This is a genomic window from Desulfamplus magnetovallimortis (assembly GCF_900170035.1).
GTDB lineage: Bacteria > Desulfobacterota > Desulfobacteria > Desulfobacterales > Desulfobacteraceae > Desulfamplus > Desulfamplus magnetovallimortis.
In genome coordinates this window covers 20,876-27,007 of record NZ_LT828562.1, presented here as the reverse complement: position 1 = coordinate 27,007, position 6,132 = coordinate 20,876, and the positions used below count along the sequence as shown (strand labels likewise).

Below are 6,132 nucleotides of genomic sequence, written 5' to 3'. Positions count from 1 at the left end.
GCGGTACTGCGAATTTTCATATTTTTTTGGGGTGGGAGGGTAAACGATAGATAGCCATGTTTGTTTATTTTATATTTAGCTTTAACTCTTGAGTCAACATAAAACGTTATTAGATATTATAAACATAAGGGTGATACTTGAGCAGAGATCAATACTTTTCCTCTTGACACCACCACTCAACATGTATTAACAAATCAAGTACCCTTGGCAAAATCCAAGGGTATCGGGTTGACAGCCGATTGACTTCAAGGTGCAGAGGGTGCCACATTCACATATGAGCATCTTTTTTTGTGTCTGCCTATTTTGGGCAGTGCTTAGGGAATCTCTTTATTGAGGTTGCCGGTATTCCTTGAAGGCCGGTCTGTCAACCCTAAGCACTGCCCTTTTTGCTTTTTGACAGGAGTAACCAGGGCTTAATGATTAAACTTCAAGGAGCCTACCACATGGCAACACAACAGTTGTATTCCCATTTCCACAATCTTCATTTCATCAAATCCCAAACCTTCAGAGAGCCTTCTTACATGGCCGGAGAGGTGCAGCCATGATAATCAGATCAGAGATCAAATCAAATTACACCTGTATCCCAAACAGCCTTTTAAATGACTCTTCCCTTTCCTGCAAAGCAAAGTGTTTGCTCATCCAACTATTATCAAAACCTAATAATTGGAATCTTAATATAAATTATCTGGCAAGCCAGAACAAAGAGGGCAAGTATTCTGTCAGAACTGGCATTGATGAACTCATAGAGGCAGGATACATTCACAAGATCATTACCCGTGATAATGGCCGCTTTGTTGCAACAGAATATCTTATCTATGATGTACCAGTATCCCATGACCAGGCCATGCAGGATGGAAAGATTGATATCTCAAAACATCCATATCCCAAAAACCAGACTCTAACAAATACTGATATATTAACAAGTACTGATGGGAACAACTGCTGCACCGATGAGCCGGAACTTGAACCGGAGGTAATTACTCCACCGGAGCAGCAGCAGCAGTTTGCACCTGCAATATCTGAGAAACAATATCTTCTTGATCTGCTTCCCGAGAGATTCAGAACACCAATTGTTGAATCTTACATATCCAGGGCAATATCAAACCATGATCTTGATACTGTGAAAGATGCCGTTAAATACTCCGTTGCCAATGTCAAAGGCGGACACCTGCAATTTAAATCATTTCTGGATAAGTGTCTCCGTGGTAAGTGGTCTGAAGGATATTCAGCTTCATTGAATTTCAGTAATGTAAATGTGTCGTGGGATACTGGCAAATTTCCAAATGGTTCTTTTACAGGTTCAAGGCAGATGGATAGTAATGTATTTGCAGCAGCTCAATTCATGGCAAGCATGGAGGATGTTAGATCATGACAAGAGATGATATCAAGGCATATACCGAGATCATGACAGGGCTTGCAGACAATTACAACAAGGCTTTGACTCCAAGTGGTTTACGGATGAGATATGAAGCATTGAAAGAATACTCCATTGACCAGGTGAGGGATGCAGCAACAAATCTTTTGAAAACTCACAGATTCAATTCAATGCCAACAGTGGGGGATTTTGTTGCAATCATTGACCAGGCAGAAGGGAAAATTTCAGTTGATGACAAGGCCGAGATCGAGGCGGGGAAAGTGCTGGAACATCTACAGAGATATGGCAGTACTGTTACTCCAAAGTTTGATGACCCTGTTACTCGTCACCTGATGAGTACCAGGTGGAAATACTATTCATGGGCAAGATATGTGAAAGAGAATGACCTGCAATGGTGGCGGAAAGATTTTATAAGAGCATATCAAGCACATGCAGCGGGGATTGATGCCGGAGTAATTCCTCTTTCCTCTTCTGCACGGTTGGATAGTATCAGGAAACTTGCAAAAACCACATTTAAGAGTATTCCTGTTCATGGGGGTGCATATGCCTGAAAAACAACAATATGATGGTCTTGATATGGAGATAGCTCTTGGTCAGTGGAGATATGTAAATTCTGGTGGGCTTGAGGAAATGCTTATCCCTATTCATGTTGAAACAATTCAAATGTTGATTGAAATTGACAGGGCAGTGCATGGTGAGAGAGAAAACCCAAATACTCCAAGAATACTTATTGAAGCCATGATTCATTACAGACACCATACCCTTTTCCATGCTGATGTTCCTATTAATTCAGCAGAGGATGCAGGGAACCACATGGCCAATATGATGAACAGAAAAGATTGATGCAAGCAAACATTAATGCCTAATGGATTTTATATCAAGGCTGTTTTCCAGAGGATGGAGGCAGCCTTTTTTCATTCACCGTCACTTAAAAAGTGGGCAAAGAATGGGCAAAGAATGTATTTCAACAAAAAAAGGGCTACAGCCAATTGACTGTAACCCTTTGATTTCATTTGGTGGGCCGTGAAGGGATCGAACCTTCGACCTACTGATTAAGAGTCAGTTGCTCTACCAATTGAGCTAACGGCCCTCACCTAAAAAAACAGAAAGGTAATTAACAGCTATCAAAGTGTATGTCAAATGTTTTTTCTTTTTTCCCCAACAAAAAAATGTCTGATCTGCTCAAAAACAGAGATTCTGTTTGCTTTGTCGAAAACATTCCGGAATCCATCAAAAATCAAGGAAATTACAATTCAAGGGAGTCAACAATAAAATCCTGATCTTCAAGTGTAAGCATGGGATGCATGGGAAGACTCATAACCTTTTCAGCAAGTGCTTCTGATACAGGAAGGAGAAGATCTCTGTTGGCTGAAGCAAATACACTCTGTTTATGGAGTGGCACAGGGTAGTGAACTGCTGTGGGAATCCCCTTATTTTTCAATGCTTCCTGAACATGATCTCTGTTATTCACCTGTATGGTGTACTGTGCAAATACAGAGCGGTTCCAGGGTTCAATATATGGAGTAACAATATCCCTGAATCTTTCCTTTATAAGGCTTGTATAACGATTGCCAATCTCCCAGCGCCTTTCAACTTCATCCTGAAAGATATCAAATTTTGACAGCAGTATAGCAGCCTGAATCGTATCAAGACGGCCATTAAATCCGATGCGGGAATGATAATAACGGCGCTCCTGACCATGCACCCTTATTTCCCGCATGATTTTGGCAAGATGATCATCATCTGTAAAGCATGCTCCACCATCACCATAGGCACCAAGGGGTTTTGATGGAAAAAAAGATGTACAGGCTATTGTGGAAAGAGCGCAGGATCTTCTGTTTTTGTAAATTGCCCCAAAGGACTGGGCAGCATCCTCAATCACCTTGATATTGTAATTTTCTGCAATTTCATTGATGGGGTCAAAGTCTGCACATTGCCCATATAAACTAACAGGTATGATGGCTTTGGTTTTGGGGGTAATGGCAGATTCTATAAGATCAGGATCAATGTTGTAAGTGTCAGGTTTCACATCCACAAAAACCGGCTTGGCTCCAAGAAGTGCTATGATCTCGGCTGTTGCAATAAAGGTGAATGGTGTTGTGATAACTTCATCACCCTGCCCTATTCCAAGAGCCATAAGGGCCACCTGCAATGCATCTGAGCCACTTGCAACACCTATGCAGTGTCTTACTCCGGCATATAGAGCAAGCTTCTTTTCAAGCTCCTGAACTTCAGGCCCCATTATATAGCGGCCATGTTCAAGAACGTTTTTGATGCGCTGAGCAACATCTTCCTCAATGTTTCTGTACTGGGATTTCAGATCTATAAATTCCATGGGATATAATGCCGTTAATGGGTTTTCATCTCCATGACTGGAAGGAGTGGGACTCGCCTAACAGTCAAATCTTATATATTAAAGTCTCCGTAAGTGGCTGTTTTAAAAAAGACTTTCAACACTTCGATTGTGGCGGACAGCCAACCATGTACGTTATAAAAGCATTTGCTATTTTTTAAAATATTGATATTCATGGGTTCCATGCCTCAAGGCTTCCGGCAAGGGCATATTTTCATCCAGATCAAGGCATTTCATGCAATTATCTGCATCAAGTCTGTAGCGGTAACCACTTTCGGGACAAATCATGACACCATTGTCATCCGGATTTGAAAGCCTGTGACCGTGACGACTCACCCAGCCGGCCTCTCTTCCGGGAACCCCCATAACAAGAGCATAATCAGGGACATCACACGTTACAACAGCTCCTGCTGCTATAAGGGCATATTGACCAATGGTGACCCCACAAACTATGGTCGCATTTGCACCAATGGATGCTCCTCTGCGGATAACTGTTTTTTCAAAAAGAGCATGGCGGTTAATCTGGCTTCTGGGATTAGAAATATTTGTCAAAACAGATGAAGGCCCAAGAAACACATCATCCTCTATTGTTGTACCCGAATAAATAGATACATTGTTCTGAACCTTTACACGGTTGCCTATAACCACAGTTCTGTCAATATTTACATTCTGGCCAAAGTTGCAATATTCCCCTATTACAGCTTTGGACATAACATGGGAGAAGTGCCATATTTTTGTACCCTGACCAATAATGGCACCCTCATCAACATAACTTGATTCATGTACAAAATAAGATGTGGGCACAGTTTTATCCTTAATAAAGTAGGGGGACATAAATTTTTTCCTGTTATTTCCTGAGGCTTAACCGGAAGAAATATTTGTCTATGCACTTAAATTCTTATGACCTCACTATTCAAGCCAACATGACGAACACATTTTACAACGAAAACAAATTATTTGCAGGAACTGCTTTCAATAAAGGAAGCAGAAGATCCTTGTCTGACACATTGGGATTTGCAACTTTCCAGTCTATATTCAGGTCGGGGTCGCTGTACAGAACACCATACTCATCACCCGGAGCATAAAAATCAGAACATTTATAGGTGACATCTGCAATATCACTTAATACTGAAAATCCATGAGCAAACCCCTTTGGAATAAAAAACTGGCGTCTGTTCTCTTCGGAAAGAATACATCCTGTCCATTTTCCAAATGTGGGTGAGTCTTTACGCATATCCACAGCCACATCAAAAATCGTGCCCCTGACTGCATAGACAAGTTTGTCCTGGGCATGTTCAAACTGATAGTGCAATCCCCTTATAACGCCTTTTTCTGATCTGGAGTGATTATCCTGGACAAAATCAGCCTTAACTCCGCCATTCTCATATCGTTCACTGTGCCAGGTCTCAAGAAAAAATCCCCTGGAATCACCAAATACATCCGGTTCAACAATCAATACACCGTCAAGTTCTGTATTTAGAAAACGAGTTCCCATTAAAGATATTCCCCCCAATCATGATTGTCAGCGAGAAGACGCATAAGATACTGGCCATAGTCGTTCTTCAGCATATCTGATGCAAGCATTTCAATCTGCTCTGCCGAGATATAGCCAAGTCTGAATGCAATCTCCTCAATACAGGCAATCTTAAGTCCCTGACGATTCTGTACAGCCTGAACATAGGCAGATGCCTGCTGTAGAGCCTCGTGGGTACCAGTGTCAAGCCAGGCAAAACCCCTTCCCAAAAGTTCCACCTTAAGAAGCCCTCTTTTAAGGTATTCATTATTGACATCAGTAATCTCAAGCTCTCCACGGGCAGATGGTTTTAGATTTTCAGCAATGGAGACAACTTCACGGTCATAGATATAAAGGCCAGGCACAGCATAAACAGATTTTGGCTTCACAGGCTTTTCTTCAATGCCTATAACGAGTCCATCTGCATCAAATTCCACAACTCCGTATCTTTGAGGATCCCTTACAGGATAACCAAAAATAAGCCCGCCTTTGTCCATGGATACAGCACTTTTAAGCACCTGCTGTAATTTGCTGCCATAAAATATATTGTCTCCAAGAATAAGGGTTACGCTCTTATCTCCAATAAATTCCCTTGCAAGCACAAAAGCCTGGGCAATACCTTCAGGTGCAGGCTGCTCTTTATAACTTATCTCAATTCCAAGAAATGAGCCATCGCCAAAAAGTTCTCTGAAACGGGGAAGATCCTGTGGAGTTGAAATAATCATGATCTCCCGGATACCAGCAAGCATCAATACCGAAAGCGGGTAATAGATCATGGGTTTGTCATACACAGGTACAAGTTGCTTGCTCACTGCCCGTGTAATGGGATATAGCCTTGTTCCTGAACCTCCTGCCAGAATAATACCTTTCATTTATCCTCCATGCTCTGAA

At 41.7% G+C, this 6,132-nt stretch carries 8 protein-coding genes and 1 tRNA gene; 4 read left to right on the top strand and 5 right to left on the bottom strand.

Annotation, left to right across the window (positions count from 1 at the left end; genetic code table 11):
• Positions 1-416 precede the first annotated feature (416 nt).
• The 4 genes from MTBBW1_RS30110 to MTBBW1_RS24380 are packed head-to-tail and all read left to right on the top strand — an operon-like array spanning position 417 to position 2,218.
• Complete coding sequence (locus MTBBW1_RS30110; protein WP_281255687.1) at positions 417-545, top strand: hypothetical protein; 129 nt, start codon at positions 417-419, stop codon at positions 543-545.
• Positions 542-1,372 (top strand): helix-turn-helix domain-containing protein, encoded by an 831-nt coding sequence (locus MTBBW1_RS24390; protein WP_080808712.1) that lies wholly within the window; start codon positions 542-544, stop codon positions 1,370-1,372. The genes MTBBW1_RS30110 and MTBBW1_RS24390 overlap by 4 nt, the downstream gene beginning before the upstream one ends.
• Positions 1,369-1,926 carry a hypothetical protein gene (locus tag MTBBW1_RS24385; protein ID WP_080808708.1) on the top strand — a complete coding sequence of 186 codons (558 nt, stop codon included), beginning with the start codon at positions 1,369-1,371 and terminating at the stop codon, positions 1,924-1,926. Before MTBBW1_RS24390 ends, MTBBW1_RS24385 begins: the two co-directional genes overlap by 4 nt.
• Positions 1,919-2,218 carry a hypothetical protein gene (locus MTBBW1_RS24380; protein ID WP_080808705.1) on the top strand — a complete coding sequence of 100 codons (300 nt, stop codon included), beginning with the start codon at positions 1,919-1,921 and terminating at the stop codon, positions 2,216-2,218. The genes MTBBW1_RS24385 and MTBBW1_RS24380 overlap by 8 nt, the downstream gene beginning before the upstream one ends.
• 171 nt (positions 2,219-2,389) lie before the next feature.
• Here the strand turns inward: MTBBW1_RS24380 and MTBBW1_RS24375 are convergent.
• From MTBBW1_RS24375 to rfbA, 5 genes are all read right to left on the bottom strand, one after another.
• A tRNA-Lys gene (locus MTBBW1_RS24375) sits at positions 2,390-2,465 on the bottom strand.
• Between the two features lie 156 nt (positions 2,466-2,621).
• The gene (locus MTBBW1_RS24370) at positions 2,622-3,710 is read right to left on the bottom strand and encodes a DegT/DnrJ/EryC1/StrS family aminotransferase (RefSeq protein WP_080808701.1); all 1,089 of its coding nucleotides are present in this window, start codon (positions 3,708-3,710) and stop codon (positions 2,622-2,624) included.
• 168 nt (positions 3,711-3,878) lie between these two features.
• Positions 3,879-4,562 (bottom strand): acyltransferase, encoded by a 684-nt coding sequence (locus MTBBW1_RS24365; protein ID WP_080808698.1) that lies wholly within the window; start codon positions 4,560-4,562, stop codon positions 3,879-3,881.
• 103 nt (positions 4,563-4,665) lie between these two features.
• Complete coding sequence (gene rfbC / locus MTBBW1_RS24360) at positions 4,666-5,223, bottom strand: dTDP-4-dehydrorhamnose 3,5-epimerase (RefSeq protein WP_080808695.1); 558 nt, start codon at positions 5,221-5,223, stop codon at positions 4,666-4,668.
• Positions 5,223-6,113 carry a glucose-1-phosphate thymidylyltransferase RfbA gene (gene rfbA / locus MTBBW1_RS24355; RefSeq protein WP_080808691.1) on the bottom strand — a complete coding sequence of 297 codons (891 nt, stop codon included), beginning with the start codon at positions 6,111-6,113 and terminating at the stop codon, positions 5,223-5,225. The genes rfbC and rfbA overlap by 1 nt, the downstream gene beginning before the upstream one ends.
• Between the last annotated feature and the right edge of the window lie 19 nt (positions 6,114-6,132).